Raw genomic sequence first — 15,126 nt, forward strand, 5'->3', positions numbered from 1 at the left:
GGAGATGCGCCGATGGTTCCCCTGTTGCTGTTGCTTGCCGGACAGGCCGCGACCCCCGCCGTCCCGATCGACGCGCCGCCCGAGCGAATTTCGATCCTCGTCGATCCGTGTGCGTCGGCACGGCGCAATTCGCAGGACGACGAAATCCTCGTCTGCGGCAAGGGGGTGCAGACGCCGCGGCTTCCGCTGCCATCCGAACGCACGCCGCCCGACCGGCCGCTGCCGTCCAATCCCTATGCCGATGGGCGCGGGGCGATGGCGGCGACGTCCAGTCCGTGCGCGACGCTGTCGGAAGGATGTACGACCGGGGTCGATATTTTTGGCGGGGGCACCTTCCTCATCCGCGCGGTCGGCAAGCTGATCGATCCGAACAGTTGCTGCGAAGAACCCGGCGAGGCGACGAGTTTCGGTAAGCTGATCGGCGATGTCGTGCGCGGCGTGAAGGGCAGGCCGTCTAAGAAGGAGCGGGCCAAGCGGATCGCGATCCCGCTCGATCCGGCGGTGCCGTTGCCGTTGCCGGTGGCGGCAGCGAAGTAAGGGGTTGATGGTGCGATCGGGCTGTAATTCCTCCCCGGCACGGGGAGGGGGACCAGCGTAGCTGGTGGAGGGGGCGGGCGCGGAACGCTTCCGTCCCGTTGGCGGACAGCCCCCTCCGCCATGCTATGCATGGTCCCCCTCCCCGTGCCTGGAGGATCGGGGGCTCGTTCGTTGCAGGGGCCATCGGTTCCACGACGACCTCTGGGCGCAGTGCTCGACTGGACGGGTTTGCTCGACAAAGGGCCGACGCGGGAGTGAATCCCGCGTCGTCGGTCGTTGCGATGGCGACGCCGGCCGGCCGTCGCTTTGTGCGCTTGGGGCTTTGCCCCTTGCGCACCGTTCAGCAGCTTGCGCTGCTTCGCTCAAAGCTTGGCAGTCAGCTCCGGCACCAGCGTGAAAAGATCCCCGACCAGCCCGACATCGGCGACCTGAAAGATCGGTGCGTCCTCGTCCTTGTTGATCGCGACGATGACCTTCGAATCCTTCATCCCCGCCAGATGCTGGATCGCGCCCGAAATGCCGACCGCGATATAGACTTCCGGCGCGACGATCTTGCCGGTCTGGCCGACCTGATAGTCGTTGGGCGCATAGCCGGCATCGACCGCCGCACGCGATGCGCCGACGGCGGCGTTGAGCTTGTCGGCGAGCGGATCGATCAGCGCATGGAATTGCTCTTCCGATCCCAGCGCGCGACCGCCGGAGACGATGATCTTGGCGCTGGTCAGTTCGGGTCGTTCCGACGCGGCGATTTCCGCACCGACGAATTTGGACACGCCCTTGTCACCGGTCGAGGTAACCGCCTCGACGATGGCCGATCCGCCGGTCGCTTCCGCCTTGTCGAACGCCGTGCCGCGTACCGTCAGCACCAGCTTGGGATCGCTGGTCTTCACCGTCGCGATCGCGTTGCCGGCGTAGATCGGGCGGGTGAAGCTGTCCGGCCCCTCGACCGACAGGATTTCGCTGATCTGCATCACGTCGAGCAGCGCGGCGACACGCGGCGCGATGTTCTTGCCCGTCGTCGTCGCGGTCGCGACGAACGCATCGTGGCTGCCCATCAGGTCGACGACCAGCGGTGCGACATTCTCGGCAAGATTGTGGGCAAAGGCGGCGTCGTCGGCGACCAGCACCCGGGCGACGCCGGCGATCTGCGCAGCGGCCTGTGCGACGGCATCGACGCCTTGCCCTGCGACCAGTGCCTCGACCTCGCCCAGCTTGGCGGCGGCGGTGACGGCGGCATAGGTCGCGTCCTTCACCACCTGTCCGTCATGTTCGACCCAAACCAGCGTCTTCATGCGACCACTCCCAGCGTCTTCAACTTGCCGACCAGTTCGTCGACATCGGCGACCTTGACCCCGGCCTGCCGCTTCGACGGCTCCTCGACCTTCACCATGGTCAGGCGCGGGCTGACATCGACGCCGAAATCCGCCGCCGTCTTGGCCGCAAGCGGCTTCGACTTTGCCTTCATGATGTTGGGCAGCGACGCATAGCGCGGCTCGTTCAGGCGCAGGTCGGTGGTGACGATCGCCGGCAGGTTGAGCGCGACCGTCTCCAGCCCGCCATCGACCTCACGCGTGACGTTGACCGTCTCGCCCGACACCTCGACCTTGCTGGCGAAGGTGCCCTGCGGGTAGCCGGTCAGCGCCGCCAGCATCTGGCCGGTCTGGTTGTTGTCGTCGTCGATCGCCTGCTTGCCGAGGATCACCAGGCCGGGCTGTTCCTCGTCCACGATCGCCTTCAGCAGCTTGGCGACGACCAGCGGCTCGACCTTCGCGTCGGTGACGACATGGATCGCACGGTCGGCGCCCATCGCCAACGCGGTGCGCAGCGTGTCCTTCGCCTTTTCCTCGCCGATCGAGACGACGACGATCTCGGTCGCCACGCCCTTTTCCTTGCACCGGATCGCTTCCTCGACCGCGATCTCGTCGAACGGGTTCATGCTCATCTTGACGTTGGCGAGGTCGACCCCGCTTCCGTCGGCTTTCACACGGGGCTTCACATTGTAATCAAGCACACGCTTGACCGGCACCAGCACCTTCATGGGCACTCCCTCTCAAAACGTCTTGCGCGGTGGCATCGCGCGTTTCTGTGGCGGTTTTGCGTGGGTTTCGCAAGTCCGGTATGGAAACGCCGGGACGCCGTAGCGGCAGGCGGCGACCCTAGACCGAATCACCTTGCCTCCCCAACGAAAAAGGGCCCGGACGTTTCCGCCCGGACCCCATTTCCGCCGGGTCCAGCACTTACAGCAGCCGGACCAGAACCATCACGACCAAGGCACCGGCCGCTGTCCCCTTGGCAAACGACCATGCCAGTCGCGTGTCGCCGGGTGCGCGCCGGACCGCCATGGATCAGGCGGCCTTCTGCACTTCCGCGACGATCTTCTTGGCGGCATCGCCCAGATCGTTGGCCGGCACGATCGCCAGACCCGAATTGGCGAGGATGTCCTTGCCGGCCTGCACGTTCGTCCCTTCGAGACGAACGACCAGCGGCACCGACAGGTTCACTTCCTTCGCGGCAGCGACGATGCCCTCCGCGATGATGTCGCACTTCATGATCCCGCCGAAAATGTTGACGAGGATGCCCTTCACCGCCGGATCGGCGAGAATGATCTTGAACGCGGCGGTGACCTTTTCCTTGTTCGCGCCGCCGCCGACGTCGAGGAAGTTGGCCGGGAACATGCCGTTCAGCTTGATGATGTCCATCGTCGCCATGGCAAGGCCGGCACCGTTGACCATGCAGCCGATATCGCCGTCGAGCTTGATGTAGGCGAGGTCGTACTTCGACGCCTCCAGCTCCATCGCGTCTTCTTCGGTGGTGTCGCGCAGTTCCATCAGGTCCTTGTGACGGAACATGGCGTTGCCGTCGAAGGCGACCTTGGCATCGAGCACGACCAGCTGGCCTTCCTCGGTGACGGCGAGCGGGTTGATTTCGATCTGCTCGGCATCGGTGCCGAGGAACGCGTCGTACAGCTTCGACGCGACGCTGGCGGCCTGCTTGGCGAGGTCGCCCTTCAGTTCGAGCGCGGCGGCGATGGCGCGGCCATGGTGCGGCATGAAGCCGGTCGCGGAATCGATGTCGATCGAATGGATCTTCTCGGGCGTGTCATGGGCGACCGCTTCGATATCCATGCCGCCTTCGGTGCTGGCGACCATCGACACGCGGCCGGTGGCGCGGTTGACGAGCAGCGCGAGGTAGAATTCCTTGGCGATGTTCGCGCCGTCGGTCACGTACAGGCGGTTGACCTGCTTGCCCGCGTCGCCGGTCTGGATCGTGACCAGCGTGTTGCCGAGCATGTCGGTCGCGTGCGCGCGTACTTCGTCGAGGTTCCAGGCGAGGCGGACGCCCCCCTTGGCATCCGGGCCGAGTTCGACAAACTTGCCCTTGCCACGGCCACCGGCGTGGATCTGCGACTTGACGACATAGAGCGGCCCGGGGAGCTTGCCGGCGGCTTCGACGGCTTCGTCGACGGTCATCGCCGAGAAGCCGGCGGGCACGGGCACGCCGAACTTCGCGAGCAGTTCCTTGGCCTGATATTCGTGAATGTTCATGGATTCGCCTTCCGCCTCTCGGGTGGGTGTCTGGTAAGTTGGCAAAGTTGCCACGCCTAAAGCACATGCCGACCGCCGAATCCAGTGGTAAACTGGCTTAATGCAATTGCGTCGCAGGTGCTTTATCGGAGACCGGTCACGCAGAGCGCCGCCGAACTGCCGGTTACCGCAAGGATTTCGGGATCGCCGAGCGCCCGCACCCGCCGCAGAAACGCCGGCAGGTCGTCGGCGTCGCGCGCGGCGGGCAGGTCGGACAGCCGCAACAATCGGGCGAGGCCGAGCCGGTCGACCATGTGCCGCGCCATGCAGGCCAACAGCGACCGCGACAGTCCCGCACCCTGCAACCCGCTACGCAACCGCGCCTCGGGCACGGCGCAGCCGGCGAGTGCGAGGGTCAGGAGGAACGGGACGGGAAGGCGTCGCAATGTCATCGCCGAGCCGCTATAGCCGCTGGATGCACTGGGCAATCGCCATCCCGATCGTCGTCGCGCCCATGGCCGTCATGGCCGTCATGGCGGGGTTCGCGGCACGGGTCGCCTGTCCCGCGGATCGCCCACCGATGCGTCGGCGGGTCCGCGTGGCGACCGCGCCGTTCTGCGAGCGGGGCGACCACCGATGACGCCGGAAGGCTGGCAGGCCCGGGCGCTGTCATGGGCGCTGGCGATCTTTGCCACGCTGGCGATGGTCGGCGCGGTCGCGACCATGTCGACCGATGGCGGAACGTCGCGTCCCGGCGCGGAAGTTGACACCGGCGACGTGCAGCGGGTCGATCCGCGCACCGGCGTGCCGATGCCGCCGCTGCCGCCGGCCCCGTTCACCACCGGCGCGCCGCGGGTCGAAACGCCGCAGAGCATCGCGATCGCCCGGCAGGCCGATGCCACCCGCGCCGTTGCGCGCTGGCTGGAGGTGCTGACCTATGCGGTGCTGGCGCTGGTCGCGGTGATGGCGGTCGGAGTGCTGGCGCTGTTCCGCATCGCGCAGAAGCTGGGCGAGCGGCGCGACTGACCGCATGATCGACGATCCGTTCTTCTATGCGCTGGCGGTGCCGGCGGTGCTGATGCTGGGGCTGGCCAAGGGCGGCTTTTCGGGGATGGGGGCATTGTCGCTGCCGATGCTGGCACTGGCGGTCGATCCGGTGCGCGCGGCGGCAATCCTGTTGCCGATCCTGATCGTGCAGGACGTCGTCGGCATCTGGGCGTTCCGGCGGACGATCGACTGGCAGGTGATCGCATGGATGCTGCCGGGCGCGGGGATCGGCATCCTGCTGGGCTATGGCTTTGCGAGCGCGGTGCAACCTTCGGCGGTGCTGGCGGTGGTCGGGGGGATTTCGATCGCGTTCGGGCTGTGGCGGCTATGGACCGAACGCAGCGGGATGCCGGTCGCGCGGCAGTCGCCGGGCTGGGTCGGCACGACGTTCGGCGTGGCATCGGGGTTCACCAGCCAGATCGCCCATGCCGGGCAGCCGCCGTTCCAGCTATGGGTGTTGCCGCGTCAGCTTCCCCGCGACGTGCTGGTGGGCACGACCGCGCTGTTCTTCGGCGCGGTCAATTGGCTGAAGGTGCCGGCCTATCTGGCGCTGGGGCAGTTCACGGCGGCGAATCTGGCGACGTCGGCGGTGCTGTTGCCGGTGGCGATCGCGGCGACCATTGCCGGGGTGTGGCTGGTGCGGCGGGTGTCGGCGAAGCGGTTCTATACCGCGATTTATGTGCTGATGATCGCGGTGGGGGTGAAGTTGGTATGGGATGGGGTGATGTGACCGCCCAGAGGCTGTTTGAAAACTCGCGGTAGAGCGAGTTTTGCCGGCGGTGCCAGCCCGCTCCCCCATCCCACCACCCAGGTCATTATACCTGCATGGGTGGTGGGGTGGGGGAGCGGGCCGGCACCGCAAAAATGCGCACAGCGCATTCAGGCGGGCAGGGTTGAAACCGTGCGCCAACGCGCGACGCCCACCAGCAGCCGTGCCATCACCGCCGCCCCCGCCGCGATGCCGATCGCGGTGGCGAGCACCGCCTGCGCCGGAACGACCGCCGCCCATGCGCCGCAGGCGAAGCGGACGACGAATACGCCGAGATAGAGGATCAGCGGCAACGGCGACCCCGGCTGGCGGACCCGCCCGCCCGGCAACCGCTGCCCGCGCGGATCGGGCAGGAACGCACCGCTTGCCGCCCCCAGCGCAGCACCGCCTGCCCAGGCCGCCAGTGCAGGCAGGATCCCGACCTGATGGGCGAAGGCCGCGACCCCGATCACGCTCCACAACAGGAAGGCGATGGACGGAAGCAGCGCGACCGCGACCGGCACCTCGCGCGTCCGCAACCGCCGCACGCCGAGGAACACGAGGCCCGCCAGCAGGGCATAGACCCATGTCGGTGCCCCGGTTGCGATCTGACTGGCATGCATGACCTGGTTCCTTCCCCCAAAGGATGATGCCGCCATGCTAGAGCATCACGACCGGCTGACAAGGCGCGCCCGGAGCGAAACGCCTCAGTCGAACAGGCTCGATACCGACGATTCATCCGCGATGCGCCGGATCGCTTCGGCGAGCAGCGGCGCGATGGTCAGGTGGCGGATCTTCTTGCCCTGTGCGATCACGTCGTGGTTGCCGATCGAATCGGTGATGACCAGTTCCTCGAGCGCCGACGCCTCGACCCGCGCCACCGCACCGCCCGACAGGACGCCGTGGGTGCAATAGGCGACGACGCCGACCGCGCCCGCCTGTTTGAGGGCGGCGGCGGCGTTGCACAGCGTGCCGGCCGAATCGACGATATCGTCGATCAGGACGCAGAAACGGCCCTCGACATCGCCGATGATGTTCATGACCTCCGATTCGCCGGCCCGCTCGCGACGCTTGTCGACGATGGCGAGGGGGGCGTTGTGGAGGCGCTTGGCGAGGCTGCGCGCGCGGACCACGCCGCCGACGTCGGGCGACACGACCATCAGGTTATGCTCGCCAAAGCGGGTCTTGATATCCTCCGACATCACCGGCGCGGCATAGAGATTGTCGGTCGGGATATCGAAGAAGCCCTGAATCTGTCCGGCGTGCAGGTCGACGCACAGCACGCGGTCGGCACCGGCTTCGGTAATGATGTTCGCGACCAGCTTCGCCGAGATCGGGGTGCGGGGGCCGGGCTTCCGGTCCTGCCGCGCATAGCCGAAATAGGGGAGGACGGCGGTGATGCGACGCGCCGACGCGCGTTTCAGCGCGTCGATCATGATGAGCATTTCCATGAGGTTGTCGTTGACCGGATAGCTGGTCGACTGGACAACGAACACGTCCTCGCCACGCACATTCTCCAGCACCTCGACGAAGATTTCCTCGTCGGCGAAGCGGCGCACGCTGGCCGTGGTCAGCGGAATCTCCAGATAGTCCGCGATCGCGGTCGACAGGGGAAGGTTGGAATTGCCCGCCAGCAGCTTCATGGGTGCGCCCGTATCGATGAAAAGATGGGTGCGCCATAGAGGCCGCGGACGAATTGTGAAAGCCATGTGACGCGAAGGGATGAGCGATGGTCGAAGTGACGTTCACGCCGACGGCCGAGGATTATGTCGCGGTACAGAAGGCGATGTTCGCGCGACAGTTGCGATCACGCCGGTTCTTCGGGCGGACAGCGCTGTTGCTAGGCGTCGTGGTGCTGGGCATATTCCTTCTGCTGCTGACGACGGGGGATCCGCCGTTGGTGGCGCTGGTGATCGCCGTCGGAGGCGCTGCGAGCGGTGCGGTCGGACTGGCGGCATGTATCGGCGTCAATCGCCTGCTGCTGCCGCGCCGGTCGCGACGGCTGTTCGTGCAGCAAAAAACGCTACATCACGAGCATCGCACGATATTCGATGCGACCGGGTTCCGCCAGCAGAGCGTCCGGGCGGATATCGCGCTGCCATGGGGCGAGTTGCTCCATTGGCATCTCGGGCGCGAGGTGTTGCTGCTCTATGGCAACGACCTGCTCGCCTATTTCATCCCGCGGCGTGCGTTCGATGCGGGCCAGTTGGCGCAGGTGGAGGCGATACTGACCGATGCAGGGCTGCCGCGCCGCTGATGCGGTTGCCGCGGCCACGCCCGCTCCCTAAACGGCGGGCATGACCGTGACCCGTTTCGCTCCCAGCCCGACCGGCTTTCTGCATATCGGCAATCTGCGCACCGCGCTCCACAACTGGATGTTCGCGAAGCAGCGGGGCGGGCGGTTCCTGCTGCGGATCGACGACACCGATGGCGCGCGCAGCGAGGAGCGGTTCGTCGAGGCGATCCGGCGCGATCTGGCGTGGCTGGGGCTGGTGCCCGATGGCGAGGAACGGCAGTCGGCGCGGTTCGACCGGTATGAGGCGGTGTTCGCCGACATGGTCGCGACCGGGCGCATCTATCCTGCCTATGAGACGCCCGAAGAGCTGGATTTGCGGCGCAAGATTTTGGCGGGGCGGGGGCTGCCGCCGGTCTATGATCGCGCCGCGCTGAAACTGACCGACGCGGATCGGGCGCGGCTGGAGGATGAGGGGCGGCGACCGCACTGGCGGTTCCGGCTGGAAGCCGAGCCGATCGCGTGGGACGACATGGTGCGGGGGCCGCAGACGTTCGACGGGGCGCTGCTGTCCGATCCGGTGGTGCGGCGGGCCGACGGGTCGTGGCTGTATCTGTTGCCGTCGGTGATCGACGATGCCGATATGGGCGTGACCCATGTCGTGCGTGGCGAGGATCATGTCTCCAATACGGCCACGCAAATGCAGATGTTCTCCGCGATGGGGGCAGTGCCGCCGGCGTTTGCCCATGAGGCGTTGCTGGTCGGGAACGAGGGCAAGCTGTCGAAGCGGCTGGGGTCGCTGGGCGTCGAGCATTTCCGGGAGCAGGGTATTGAGCCGGAGGCGGTGGTGGCGCTGCTCGCACGGCTGGGGACCAGCGATCCCGTAGAGGCGGTGATCGATCCGGCACCGTTGATCGCGGCGTTCGATTTCGGCCGGTTCGGGCGTGCGCCGGCGCGGTTCGACGAGGGCGAGCTGGCGCAGGTGAATGCGCGGATCGTGCATCAGCTGCCGTTCGAACGGGTCGAGGGCGCGTTGCCAGAGGGAATGGATGCGGCGGCGTGGGACGCAGTGCGCGGCAATATCGCGCGAGTCGACGAGGCGGGCGATTGGTGGCGGGTGGTCACCGGGCCGGTCGACCCGGTGCCGGTCGCGCCGGAGGATCGCGCGTTTCTGGACCGGGCGGCCGAGGTCGCGGCGGGGCTGGACTGGACCGATCCATGGGGCCAGCTGACCGCCGCGCTGAAGACCGAGACCGGGCGCAAGGGCAAGGCGTTGTTCCTGCCGTTGCGCCGCGCGCTGACGGGTATTGATCATGGGCCGGACATGGCGACGCTGCTGCCGCTGATCGGGCGGGCGCGCGCGGTCGATCGGCTGCGCCGCTGACGCGCACGTCAGCTTTACAGATCCTTCGTGAGGGTATCTCATCGCACGGGCCGAGTGGACGGCAGGAGATACGAATCGAAGGGACGGTGGCATGGCATATGAGGGACAACGTGGCCTGAGCCCGGTGGGCTTGGGTATTGCGATTGCGATCAACGGCGGCTTGCTGGCGCTGGCGATGATGACGGCGACGACGGTCCTGCGCGGGCCGGTCGACCATCCGTTCGAGGCCACCGCCATCCCGATCGATCCGCCACCGCCGCCGATCCCGGACGAGGTAAAGCCGGTCGAGTGGGTCATCGACGATCCCGCCCCCGTGCCGCTGCCCGTCGTGCCGCCCGCGCCCTATCCGGTGACCGGCCCGACGATCGAAAGCACCGAGGTCATTCCGCCGGCTCCGCCGACGCCGCTATCGCTGCCGACGACGCCAAGTGGGGCCGGAACAGGCGGGCCGGTGACGGTCGCCACGCCGCTGCCGGTGCTGGTGTCGGCCAGCGTCGATCCGCGCTATCGCGCCGATTTCCAGCCCGATTATCCCGCATTCGAACGCAATATCGGCCGTGACGGCGTGGTGGTCGTCCGCGTGCTGGTCGGCGGCGACGGGCGGGTGCGCGCGATCGAGCCGGTGCGCGCCACCAGCGACGCGTTCTTCGAAGCCACGAAGAAGCGCGCGCTGTCGAAATGGCGCTTCCGTCCCGCGACCCGCGACGGGGTGGCGGTCGAAAGCTGGCGCGAGATGACGGTGCGCTTCACGATGCAGGATGGCTGAGCGTTTGCCGATGCTTCGCCGGTAGAGGAAGAAGGTGGTTCACGCGGAGGCGCGGAGGGGTTGCGATCGCCCCGGCGTCTCCCGTGTCAGCGGCCTCCATCGACCTGTCCCCGGGCGGTAAGGTCTTCCGACCGCGCAGGGGGCTGGCGGTGGGCGGCGGGTGCGCCTATCTCTGGCGGCGATGAAATTGCGCCATCTCTTTTCGCCGGTTCATGCCGTGCGGGACTTTATCGGGTTCGCGCGGACGCGCGAGAAGCATGAATGGTGGTTCCTGCTGGCGTCGATCTGCATCGTGCTGTTGATCGGATGGGGCTTCGTGCACGATTCCTATTTCGAACGCGTGTACCGGCCGAACATCATCTATGTCGAAAGCTGGCCCGCGAACCGCACCGATGCGGAGATCATCGCGCAGCAGAAGATCGACCAGGCCAAGCAGGACGCGGCGAACGCCGAGTTCGAGCGCGAACGCGCCAAGCGGCAGGCCGAGTGGAAGAAGATCGACGACAAGCTCAAAAGCTGGGGCATCTGACCGACCCGGTCGAGGATGCGCGCTGGATGGGCGCGGCGCTGACGCTGTCGGCGCGGACGCGTGGGGCCACCGCGCCCAATCCCAATGTCGGTTGCATCGTCGTGGCGGACGGCCGGGTGGTCGGGCGCGGCTGGACGCGGGCGGGCGGGCGGCCGCATGCCGAGGCGGTGGCGCTGGCGCAGGCGGGCGACGCCGCGCGGGGCGCGACCGCCTATGTCACGCTGGAGCCGTGCGCGCATGCGTCGGTGCGCGGGCCGGCCTGTTCGGACCTGCTGATCGGGCACGGCGTGGCGCGGGTGGTGATCGGCCTGCGCGATCCTGATCCGCGGACCGACGGGCTGGGGATCGCGCGGTTGCAGGCGGCGGGGATCGCGGTCGTCAGCGGCGTTTGTGCCGGGGATGCGGCGCGGGCGATGGCGGGGTTCCTGACCCGGCGCGCGCTGGGGCGGCCGTTCGTCACGCTGAAGCTGGCGCTGTCGCTGGACGGCGCGGTGTCGCGGGCCGATGGCCAGAGCCAGTGGATCACCGGACCGCAGGCACGCGCGCACGGCCATCTGGAGCGCAGCCGCCACGAAGCGATCCTGGTCGGGCGGGGCACCGCCGAGATCGACCGGCCGAAGCTGGACGTGCGCCTGCCGGGGCTGAACGCGCGCAGTCCGCAGCGGGTGGTGTTGTCGGCCGATTGCGAGGCGATGGACGGGTTCACGATGCTGCCGGGGGTCGAGGCGCTGTCCGACCTGCCGGGCGACCATGTGCTGGTCGAGGGCGGTGCGGCGACGGCGGCGGCGTTCCTGCGCGCCGATGCGGTCGACCGGTTGCTGCTGTACCGCGCCCCGATCCTGATCGGCCATGGCCGGACGCTGCCCGATATCGCCCTGACCGATCTGGCGGCGGCGCATGGCCGCTGGCGACTGCACGACGCCCGGATGCTTGGCAGCGACCGGTTGGAAGTCTACGAGCGCGTCAGGATCGAGCCATAGGCTGGCCCCATCGTCATTCCCGCGCAGGCGGGAATCCATAGCCGCTGACGTTTCGGCACTTTCCCGTCGGCAGCGTGTATGGATTCCCGCCTGCGCGGGGATGACGAAGGGCGATGTGTCGATCGATCCGCGAGAAGGAGCGAAGCGTGTTCACCGGAATAGTCAGCGACGTAGGGCGCATCGAATCGATCGACGGGCCGGGCGACCTGCGCGTCCGCATCGGTTGCGCCTATGACACCGCCACCATCGATATGGGCGCGTCGATCGCGTGTTCGGGCGTGTGCCTGACCGTGGTCGAAAAGGGGCCGGGCTGGTTCGCGGTCGACGTGTCGGGCGAGACGGTGTCGCGCACCGCCGACCAATGGATCGCGGGACGCCCGCTGAACCTCGAACGCGCGCTGAAGCTGGGCGACGAACTGGGCGGGCATATCGTTACCGGCCATGTCGACGGCGTCGGCACGGTCGTCGACCGGAGCGCCGACAAGGATTCGACGCGGGTGACTTTCGCGATCGATCGCGCGCTCAGCCCGTTCGTCGCGACCAAGGGATCGGTGACGATCGACGGCGTTTCGCTGACCGTCAACGACGTGGCCGACGACGCGACCGGCACCCGCTTCACCGTCAACCTGATCCCCCATACCCAGTCGGTCACGACGCTCGGGGACCTCGCCGAAGGGCAGTCGGTCAATATCGAGATCGACGTGCTCGCCCGTTATCTGATGCGAATGGAACAAGTCCGTGGCCAACGCTGAACTGGCGGGTCTCCGCCACGCTTTCCTGTCCTCCCCCGAAGAGATCATCGACGAAGCCCGTAACGGGCGGATGTTCATCCTGGTCGATGACGAGGATCGCGAGAATGAGGGCGATCTGGTCATCCCGGCGCAGATGGCGACGCCCGATGCGGTCAATTTCATGGCGCGGCACGGGCGCGGGCTGATCTGCCTTGCGATGACCAAGTCGCGGGTCGAGCAACTCGGCCTCGACCTGATGGCGCGCAACAACGGCACGCGGCACGAAACCGCCTTCACCGTCTCGATCGAGGCGCGCGAGGGGGTGACGACCGGCATTTCGGCCGCCGACCGCGCACGGACGATCGCCGTCGCGATCGATGCGTCGAAGGAAGCGTCGGAGATCGTGACGCCGGGCCATGTGTTCCCGCTGGTCGCACGCGAAGGCGGGGTGCTGGTGCGTGCCGGCCATACCGAGGCGGCGGTCGACGTGTCGCGTTTGGCCGGCCTCAATCCCTCGGGCGTGATCTGCGAGATCATGAACGAGGACGGGACGATGGCGCGGATGGACGACCTGATCGGCTTCGCGCAGCTGCACGGCCTGAAGATCGGGACGATCCGCGACCTGATCGCGTATCGCCGTCGCCACGACCATCTGGTCGAAAAGCGCGCGGACACGGTGTTCGAAAGCGAATGGGGCGGCGAATGGCGCGCCATGACCTTCTGGAACAAGGCGACCGGCAGCGAGCAGGTCGCGCTGGTCAAGGGGCTGATCGATCCGAGCAAGCCGACGCTGGTGCGGATGCACGCGCTGTCGCCGTTCGCCGACCTGTTCGGTGAAGGCGGCGAGCGCGGCGGGCTGCTGCGCCAGTCGATGCGGATCATCGGCGAGGAGGGCGCGGGCGTCGTCGTCGTCATCAACCGCCCGCGGCCCGACGGGCTGACGCTGGCGATCCATGCTCGCAGCGGCGCGCCGGTGCCCGACATGGAGGAACTGCGCGACTATGGCGTCGGCGCGATGATCCTGAACGAACTGGGCGTCGAGGACATGGTGGTGCTGACCAACACCCATCACACGCTGGTGGGGCTCGACGGCTATGGGCTGAAAATCGTCGGCGAACGGCCGATCACGGAGAATTGATATGGCCAAGATACTGATCGTCGAGGCGCGGTTTTACGACCATCTGAACGACCTGCTGCTCGAAGGTGCGCGGGCGGCGATCGAGGCGGCGGGGCACGAACACGAGACGGTGACCGTACCCGGCGCGCTGGAAGTACCCGGTGCGATCGCGATCGCCGATGCGGCGGAAGTCTATGACGCGTTCGTCGCGCTGGGCGTCATCATCCGCGGCGAGACCTATCATTTCGAGGTCGTGTCGAACGAGAGCGCGCGCGGGATCATGAACCTGAGTCTCGAAGGCGTGCCGGTCGGCAACGGCATCCTGACCGTCGAGAACGAGGCGCAGGCGCTGACGCGGGCGAAGCGGGACGAGAAGGACAAGGGCGGCGAGGCGGCCAAGGCGGCGCTGGCGATGATGGAATTGCGCGAGCGGTTTTCGGTTTGACGATGTAGCTCCTCCCCGGCACGGGGAGGGGGACCGCCGCGAAGCGGTGGTGGAGGGGGATTTCCACTGGCGTTCCGTTTGCGGAGACCCCCCTCCACCAGCCTGCGGCTCGTCCCCCTCCCCGTGCCGGGGAGGATTTTAGGCCGGCACTACGCCTCCGACCGGACCTATTTCCGCCGGTTCGCCGCGCGAATAGATGCCGGTGAGGACGCCGGCGGCGAGGACGCGGCCGGCCATCGCTTCCATCACCGCGCCGCGACCCGGATTGGGGTCGAGCTGCGGCGCGTCCTTCAGCGCGAACAGCTGGAAAGCGTAGCGATGTTCGCCGTGCCCGGTCGGGGGATCGGGCGGCAGCCAGCCTTCGCGCAGATAGCTGTTGCGGCCGACATCGCCGTGCGCGGCATCGCCGTCGCCATCGGGGCGGATCGCACCTTCGGCGACCTGCCCGTCGGCAGCGGGTATGCCCCACAGGATCGCGTGGACCAGCGGCTGGGTCGAGGGGGCGTCGGGGTCCTCGACGATCAGCGCCAGCGACGTCGCTTCCGGAGGAACGCCGCGCCAGTGCAGCGGCGGTGAGACCCCTTCGCCGTCGGCGGTGAAGCGTTCGGGCAGCCGCTGTCCGTCGGCAAAGGCGAGGCTGGCGAGGTCGAGGCTGGCGAAGCTGCCCAGCGCCGGATCGACGATCGTCAGCTTCGACGCGCCCGCGCGGACATTGTGCAGCAAGGCGCCCAGCCACCCCGGAACATGTTCGAGCATGATGGTCCTTTCGTCGCAATGGTCCGCCGATAACCGGCGAGACCGGCGGCAAGGTCCGCGGGGCCGGTAGAAATCCTGTCGCGAAGGTTTCCGTGTCCGTGGTGTCAGACCGCTGCGAACGTCGCAGGCCTGGCCGGAAACGCGCCGTACCCCCGCGCCGGCGAGGGGCGGCACCAAGGATAACAACGGCTTGCGCTCAGGACCCCGGCCCCCCGCCTGCGCGGGCGTACGCCTGCTGGCGGTCAGTGCCGGTGTCCGCCGTCGCCCCGGCCCCCCGCCTGCGCGGGCGTACGGCAGGGGGCGGGAATCGGTACGGTCGCCTGTGTCGG

The 15,126-nt window shown here is 67.7% G+C and carries 19 protein-coding genes; 12 read left to right on the forward strand and 7 right to left on the reverse strand.

Translation table 11 applies throughout. The annotated features are described in order from the left end of the window. Positions 1-12 precede the first annotated feature (12 nt). A complete protein-coding gene (locus ASE70_RS08375; RefSeq protein ID WP_056503332.1) occupies positions 13-537 on the forward strand; it encodes a hypothetical protein in 525 nt (174 codons plus the stop codon). 362 nt (positions 538-899) lie between these two features. Here ASE70_RS08375 and ASE70_RS08380 read toward each other — a convergent pair whose 3' ends face one another. From ASE70_RS08380 to ASE70_RS08395, 4 genes are all read right to left on the reverse strand, one after another. Continuing rightward, positions 900-1,829: an electron transfer flavoprotein subunit alpha/FixB family protein gene (locus ASE70_RS08380; protein ID WP_056503335.1), complete on the reverse strand. Its 930-nt coding sequence runs from the start codon at positions 1,827-1,829 to the stop codon at positions 900-902. Then, positions 1,826-2,575 (reverse strand): electron transfer flavoprotein subunit beta/FixA family protein, encoded by a 750-nt coding sequence (locus tag ASE70_RS08385; RefSeq protein WP_056503339.1) that lies wholly within the window; start codon positions 2,573-2,575, stop codon positions 1,826-1,828. Before ASE70_RS08385 ends, ASE70_RS08380 begins: the two co-directional genes overlap by 4 nt. 307 nt (positions 2,576-2,882) lie before the next feature. Beyond that, positions 2,883-4,082 (reverse strand): ADP-forming succinate--CoA ligase subunit beta, encoded by a 1,200-nt coding sequence (gene sucC / locus ASE70_RS08390; protein ID WP_055999141.1) that lies wholly within the window; start codon positions 4,080-4,082, stop codon positions 2,883-2,885. A 122-nt stretch (positions 4,083-4,204) separates the two neighbouring features. Beyond that, positions 4,205-4,513 carry a hypothetical protein gene (locus ASE70_RS08395; protein WP_056503343.1) on the reverse strand — a complete coding sequence of 103 codons (309 nt, stop codon included), beginning with the start codon at positions 4,511-4,513 and terminating at the stop codon, positions 4,205-4,207. Between ASE70_RS08395 and ASE70_RS19570 the strand changes: the two genes are divergently transcribed. Genes ASE70_RS19570 through ASE70_RS08405 form a run of 3 tightly spaced genes read left to right on the forward strand, consistent with a single transcriptional unit; the run spans position 4,507 to position 5,838 of the window. Continuing rightward, positions 4,507-4,701, forward strand: coding sequence for a hypothetical protein (locus ASE70_RS19570; protein ID WP_056402387.1), 195 nt, complete (start codon positions 4,507-4,509; stop codon positions 4,699-4,701). The two genes, ASE70_RS08395 and ASE70_RS19570, sit on opposite strands and share 7 nt — an antisense overlap. Further along, positions 4,698-5,087, forward strand: a complete 390-nt coding sequence (locus ASE70_RS08400; protein WP_056402384.1) for a hypothetical protein — start codon at positions 4,698-4,700, stop codon at positions 5,085-5,087. Before ASE70_RS19570 ends, ASE70_RS08400 begins: the two co-directional genes overlap by 4 nt. A 4-nt stretch (positions 5,088-5,091) precedes the next feature. Continuing rightward, the gene (locus tag ASE70_RS08405) at positions 5,092-5,838 is read left to right on the forward strand and encodes a sulfite exporter TauE/SafE family protein (RefSeq protein ID WP_056503344.1); all 747 of its coding nucleotides are present in this window, start codon (positions 5,092-5,094) and stop codon (positions 5,836-5,838) included. Between the two features lie 149 nt (positions 5,839-5,987). On the opposite strand, the gene ASE70_RS08410 is transcribed toward ASE70_RS08405, so the two are convergent. Next, on the reverse strand, positions 5,988-6,479 hold the full coding sequence (locus ASE70_RS08410; RefSeq protein ID WP_056503348.1) for a DUF6622 family protein: 492 nt from the start codon (positions 6,477-6,479) through the stop codon (positions 5,988-5,990). 84 nt (positions 6,480-6,563) lie between these two features. Continuing rightward, the gene (locus ASE70_RS08415) at positions 6,564-7,499 is read right to left on the reverse strand and encodes a ribose-phosphate pyrophosphokinase (protein WP_055999154.1); all 936 of its coding nucleotides are present in this window, start codon (positions 7,497-7,499) and stop codon (positions 6,564-6,566) included. Positions 7,500-7,585: 86 nt separating this feature from the next. Here ASE70_RS08415 and ASE70_RS08420 point away from each other — a divergent pair, with 86 nt between their 5' ends. From ASE70_RS08420 to ribH, 8 genes are all read left to right on the forward strand, one after another. Continuing rightward, positions 7,586-8,113, forward strand: coding sequence for a YcxB family protein (locus ASE70_RS08420; protein WP_056503352.1), 528 nt, complete (start codon positions 7,586-7,588; stop codon positions 8,111-8,113). A gap of 40 nt (positions 8,114-8,153) precedes the next feature. Further along, positions 8,154-9,473: a glutamate--tRNA ligase gene (gene gltX, locus ASE70_RS08425; RefSeq protein ID WP_056503355.1), complete on the forward strand. Its 1,320-nt coding sequence runs from the start codon at positions 8,154-8,156 to the stop codon at positions 9,471-9,473. Between the two features lie 124 nt (positions 9,474-9,597). After that, the gene (locus ASE70_RS08430; protein WP_443024855.1) at positions 9,598-10,239 is read left to right on the forward strand and encodes an energy transducer TonB; all 642 of its coding nucleotides are present in this window, start codon (positions 9,598-9,600) and stop codon (positions 10,237-10,239) included. Positions 10,240-10,420: 181 nt separating this feature from the next. After that, positions 10,421-10,768, forward strand: coding sequence for a hypothetical protein (locus ASE70_RS08435; protein ID WP_056503361.1), 348 nt, complete (start codon positions 10,421-10,423; stop codon positions 10,766-10,768). A 26-nt stretch (positions 10,769-10,794) separates the two neighbouring features. Next, positions 10,795-11,748 (forward strand): bifunctional diaminohydroxyphosphoribosylaminopyrimidine deaminase/5-amino-6-(5-phosphoribosylamino)uracil reductase RibD, encoded by a 954-nt coding sequence (gene ribD, locus ASE70_RS08440; protein WP_056503364.1) that lies wholly within the window; start codon positions 10,795-10,797, stop codon positions 11,746-11,748. A gap of 146 nt (positions 11,749-11,894) precedes the next feature. Continuing rightward, a complete protein-coding gene (locus ASE70_RS08445; protein ID WP_056402550.1) occupies positions 11,895-12,500 on the forward strand; it encodes a riboflavin synthase in 606 nt (201 codons plus the stop codon). After that, positions 12,487-13,617 (forward strand): 3,4-dihydroxy-2-butanone-4-phosphate synthase, encoded by a 1,131-nt coding sequence (gene ribB / locus ASE70_RS08450; RefSeq protein ID WP_056402361.1) that lies wholly within the window; start codon positions 12,487-12,489, stop codon positions 13,615-13,617. The genes ASE70_RS08445 and ribB overlap by 14 nt, the downstream gene beginning before the upstream one ends. A 1-nt stretch (position 13,618) precedes the next feature. Next, positions 13,619-14,041 carry a 6,7-dimethyl-8-ribityllumazine synthase gene (gene ribH, locus ASE70_RS08455; RefSeq protein ID WP_056503366.1) on the forward strand — a complete coding sequence of 141 codons (423 nt, stop codon included), beginning with the start codon at positions 13,619-13,621 and terminating at the stop codon, positions 14,039-14,041. A 138-nt stretch (positions 14,042-14,179) separates the two neighbouring features. Here the strand turns inward: ribH and ASE70_RS08460 are convergent, their stop codons facing one another. Continuing rightward, complete coding sequence (locus ASE70_RS08460; protein WP_056503368.1) at positions 14,180-14,797, reverse strand: YbhB/YbcL family Raf kinase inhibitor-like protein; 618 nt, start codon at positions 14,795-14,797, stop codon at positions 14,180-14,182. Between the last annotated feature and the right edge of the window lie 329 nt (positions 14,798-15,126).

Origin of the sequence: Sphingomonas sp. Leaf22 (assembly GCF_001421715.1) — a bacterium.
Taxonomy (GTDB): Bacteria; Pseudomonadota; Alphaproteobacteria; order Sphingomonadales; family Sphingomonadaceae; genus Sphingomonas.

Bases quoted from the DNA above. Each gene is read 5' to 3' on its own strand.
- ASE70_RS08375 (WP_056503332.1), top strand. From the start codon at position 13: ATGGTTCCCCTGTTGCTGTTGCTTGCCGGACAGGCCGCGACCCCCGCC.
- ASE70_RS08380 (WP_056503335.1), bottom strand. From the start codon at position 1,829: ATGAAGACGCTGGTTTGGGTCGAACATGACGGACAGGTGGTGAAGGAC.
- ASE70_RS08385 (WP_056503339.1), bottom strand. From the start codon at position 2,575: ATGAAGGTGCTGGTGCCGGTCAAGCGTGTGCTTGATTACAATGTGAAG.
- sucC (WP_055999141.1), bottom strand. From the start codon at position 4,082: ATGAACATTCACGAATATCAGGCCAAGGAACTGCTCGCGAAGTTCGGC.
- ASE70_RS19570 (WP_056402387.1), top strand. From the start codon at position 4,507: ATGTCATCGCCGAGCCGCTATAGCCGCTGGATGCACTGGGCAATCGCC.
- ASE70_RS08395 (WP_056503343.1), bottom strand. From the start codon at position 4,513: ATGACATTGCGACGCCTTCCCGTCCCGTTCCTCCTGACCCTCGCACTC.
- ASE70_RS08400 (WP_056402384.1), top strand. From the start codon at position 4,698: ATGACGCCGGAAGGCTGGCAGGCCCGGGCGCTGTCATGGGCGCTGGCG.
- ASE70_RS08405 (WP_056503344.1), top strand. From the start codon at position 5,092: ATGATCGACGATCCGTTCTTCTATGCGCTGGCGGTGCCGGCGGTGCTG.
- ASE70_RS08410 (WP_056503348.1), bottom strand. From the start codon at position 6,479: ATGCATGCCAGTCAGATCGCAACCGGGGCACCGACATGGGTCTATGCC.
- ASE70_RS08415 (WP_055999154.1), bottom strand. From the start codon at position 7,499: ATGAAGCTGCTGGCGGGCAATTCCAACCTTCCCCTGTCGACCGCGATC.
- ASE70_RS08420 (WP_056503352.1), top strand. From the start codon at position 7,586: ATGGTCGAAGTGACGTTCACGCCGACGGCCGAGGATTATGTCGCGGTA.
- gltX (WP_056503355.1), top strand. From the start codon at position 8,154: ATGACCGTGACCCGTTTCGCTCCCAGCCCGACCGGCTTTCTGCATATC.
- ASE70_RS08435 (WP_056503361.1), top strand. From the start codon at position 10,421: ATGAAATTGCGCCATCTCTTTTCGCCGGTTCATGCCGTGCGGGACTTT.
- ribD (WP_056503364.1), top strand. From the start codon at position 10,795: ATGGGCGCGGCGCTGACGCTGTCGGCGCGGACGCGTGGGGCCACCGCG.
- ribH (WP_056503366.1), top strand. From the start codon at position 13,619: ATGGCCAAGATACTGATCGTCGAGGCGCGGTTTTACGACCATCTGAAC.
- ASE70_RS08460 (WP_056503368.1), bottom strand. From the start codon at position 14,797: ATGCTCGAACATGTTCCGGGGTGGCTGGGCGCCTTGCTGCACAATGTC.